Raw genomic sequence first — 3,491 nt, forward strand, 5'->3', positions numbered from 1 at the left:
TTATGTTGTGTTGTAGGAAATGAAAAGTTTTGCTTTGTTTTGTTTGGCATTATTGAAATCCTCCTCCTTTTTCTTTACATAATCCCCCAGCGAATGAGCAGGAGGATTATGTAAGTTGCAGCAAGTGTTATCGTTTTCCAAACGAATTGAGCCAATCCATAAGAGCGTCATCATCAGTCCATTTTGGATATTGTAGCTGCTGAAGCTTCGGACTCGCTTTTTCCAATGCCTGTCGTTTTAAAGTTGTGTCTGCGCGTGCATAGATTTCAGTTGTTTTAACATCGCTATGTCCAAGCAAATCACGGATATAAATCAAGTTAACATCCGCCTGGAGCAGGTGCATTGCTTTGGAATGACGGATACAATGCGGAGTCACAGTTACCGGTATTAAATTCGGAGATTCTTTACGGGCCATATCCGCATACTTTTTCAAAGTATAGGCAATGCCTGCTCTCGTAAACTTTACGCCACTACGATTGCAGAATAACGGGTGGGTGCCAGATACCTGTTCAAGGCCGTAATCCTTCATGTAAACCTTTAAGAGCTTTTCAGGCCCAGATAGTAGCGGAATGATCCGTGTCTTTCTGCCTTTTCCCGTCAGTTTAACAGTCGCTGGAGATATGAATCGAACATCTCCTACTGTCAAATCAACGATCTCTTGAACCCTGGCTCCAGAATCATAAAGGAGACTTAGCAGCGCAGCATCCCGCCTGCCCGTTTTTGTGGTTATATCAGGCTGCGCCAACAATAAGGCAATTCCCTCAACTGTCAGATAATTGATCTGTCCCTCGGGTGCTTTTGCAGTTCTGATCGCCAACACTTTCTGACATTGTATTGCGGCTTCGGGCATTTCATATTGAAGATAGATAAAGAATGCATGGATAGCCCCAAGCCGCTGATTGCACGTAGAAACACTACTTTTTCGACGTACCTTCAGCCAGAGGAAAAACTCTTCAAAAAAAGAGCGTGACAGATCACTGATGGAAAGCTGGTTCGAAACAAGTTTCTTCTCATCCTTCGCAAATATCAGGATCAACTTAAAGGTATCTTTGTAAGATAATATCGTGTTTTCACTGACATTTCTCTGACCGGGGAGATAGACGGATAGAAACCTTGACAGGTGATAAGCGAGATCGGATTTATTGTTCCTGCTCATTATCAAAACCTCCGATCGTTGGAAAAACAGTTCCGGTCAATTGTTCCATTGCTTCCATAACATCAGGGAATGCTTCAGCAGTAAGTTTCAGATACCATTGGGTTGACGGTACGCCTGTATGGCCAACATATTTGGAAAGTATGGGAATCAAAGTCATCAGGTCGGCTTTCTCACGTGCCCAGCTGTTCAGACGATGGCAGATAAAGGTATGGCGAATATCATGAACCCTCGGGCCGTTCTTTTGTCCTCGATACGGTATGCCGGCAAACCAAAGCATTTCCCGAAAGTGTTTTTCGATTCCGCTTACGGTATATGCGCTGCCATCTTTTTTGAAGAAAAACGGGTGATCCGGCGCGTGATCTTGATGAACCGTTGCTATGTAGTTTTTGCACCGTAGATTAAGGGTCTCTGCCATGGGGACAAACCGTTCATTATCGTTTTTGGCATGAAGCACATGAACCAATGCGTTCTCAGTATCCACGTCAGAGAGTTTTAAATTCAAAAGTTCAGAAATTCGGAATCCGCACCCATATAGCATTCGATAGAGTAAAGGAAAAGCCAGGTGTTTATAAGGGGAACAGGGTGAATAGTCCATTGTATCAATTACTTCCAGGATTTTTTTCATCTCTTCATGCGTGAACACATAGGCCTTGAATTGGGACCTCCTGGATTTATGCATTTTTGCTGTATGCTCACTGTATCCTTGTCCGTTTAAAAATGCGGCGAATTGCTGTAGGTACAGAATGCGGTTTGTCCAGTAGACATCACTTTCGTTAGGCTGTTTCTGTCCCCAAGCCTCGACGATTTCTCTTGTCAAGGCATAATCCACCACATCATAATTCATGGAAAAACTGTCAAATTTACGGAAGACCCAATACCCGGCCATGTACCGATAACCAAGTGCACGTTTCTGAGCAACGAACTCTGTCAGCATCGGTGCGAAGGGACCCGTGAACGGCTTGTATGTTCTACTCATAACTCGACCTCCAAGGGACACATTCTCAACTGTCGCATGCTGATACGGAGATAAACTTCCGTGCTGCTTATATCGGCATGCCCCAGTGTTTGAGAGATGACGGGGAGTGAAACACCATTTTCCAGCATGGTGGTTGCCAGGCTGTGTCTAAAGCTATGCATACCAATTCTCCGATTGCTCGGAGTTTCTATGCCGGCCTTCCGAAGTTGCTTTACAAGTACGTTTCTCATATCTGCATACTGTCCATAAGGCGGGACATGCTGTATAAAGATGTACTTGCTATCTGAGACTGGGCGTCCATTCTTTAGATAGTCGATGATTGCCCAGCCTACATCATCGGGAAGCGGCAGTGTCAATAATCGCTTCGTTTTCTGTTGCGTTAGTGAAATAGTCTTTTCCGCCCAGTTTATAGAACTAAATTCCAAGGCTTTTATATCGGAAGATCGCAAGCCCAGCCTCGCTGCGGTCAAAAAAACGGCATAGTTTCGTTTTCCTGTTGGGTTTTCTCTGTCAAAAGATGAAAGTATTTTTTCTATTTCATCTTCCGTAAAAACAGCAGGCAGTTTTTGCTGGCGGATATTTTTGACGAATGGGATGTATACTGACAAATCTTCGGCATGAAATCCGTTTTGAGCAGCGTATAGACAAAGCCGCCGTAAGGTCCTTAAACTTTCCGAGATATACGTTGATGAGTACGGGGCCAAGGATTTTATAAAGTCATTGATTATGTCATGCGTTATCAAACTGAAGTCTTCCGCACCTTTTTCAATAAAGAAAAGGTGCATACGATAAAGCCGAGACCAGAGCTTTTTCACAGATCCTGCTGCGAGACCCCGACGAATTTCGCTGTCTCCGAATGATGTCATTAAAAGGGAGTATCCTTCGCTAAAAACATGAGGGTCTTTCTTGGGGATTCCGACGATTATACCGAATTCGATGTAGTTTCTCAAAAGTTCAAGTGCTCTGCTGACTCGAAACATAGTGTATTCCAAGTCAAGCCGGACACCGTATTCTGAGTAAACGAAATCTTCTTTAAAACTTTCATCGTACGGTACTGAAGGGACGGAAGACGCATAGCGCGTCAGGTTATCCCAAACATTTTCAAAGCCACGCAGTGTCTGTGGGCTATAGCCTTTTTGCAGCATCTCAGTTTTTAGCGCTGAGATATACTCTTGCAAATCAGCTGTAAGTATTTGTGTCACTCTCATACATACTCCTTTCTGTGACGTAGTGTTGAATTACAGCTATACACTAACAGCAGAAGGGGTATGTTATGTGAAGTAATTGTCGATTTTATTATGGAAAGAGAGGTGATGGAGACGTTTACGTCTCATAATGTATGACTATGCATAAGTTAGT

At 43.6% G+C, this 3,491-nt stretch carries 3 protein-coding genes; all 3 read right to left on the reverse strand.

Going from position 1 to position 3,491, the window contains the following annotated elements; translation table 11 throughout:
- Positions 1 to 127: 127 nt before the first annotated feature.
- The 3 genes from ACTNEN_RS13230 to ACTNEN_RS13240 are packed head-to-tail and all read right to left on the reverse strand — an operon-like array spanning position 128 to position 3,340.
- Positions 128 to 1,156: a site-specific integrase gene (locus tag ACTNEN_RS13230; RefSeq protein WP_441206944.1), complete on the reverse strand. Its 1,029-nt coding sequence runs from the start codon at positions 1,154 to 1,156 to the stop codon at positions 128 to 130.
- On the reverse strand, positions 1,140 to 2,132 hold the full coding sequence (locus ACTNEN_RS13235) for a tyrosine-type recombinase/integrase (protein WP_441206945.1): 993 nt from the start codon (positions 2,130 to 2,132) through the stop codon (positions 1,140 to 1,142). The genes ACTNEN_RS13230 and ACTNEN_RS13235 overlap by 17 nt, the downstream gene beginning before the upstream one ends.
- On the reverse strand, positions 2,129 to 3,340 hold the full coding sequence (locus tag ACTNEN_RS13240) for a site-specific integrase (RefSeq protein WP_441206946.1): 1,212 nt from the start codon (positions 3,338 to 3,340) through the stop codon (positions 2,129 to 2,131). The genes ACTNEN_RS13235 and ACTNEN_RS13240 overlap by 4 nt, the downstream gene beginning before the upstream one ends.
- Positions 3,341 to 3,491: the final 151 nt, after the last annotated feature.

The organism is Oribacterium sp. HCP28S3_H8 (genome assembly GCF_052064775.1).
In the GTDB taxonomy this organism is placed as follows: domain Bacteria; phylum Bacillota; class Clostridia; order Lachnospirales; family Lachnospiraceae; genus Oribacterium.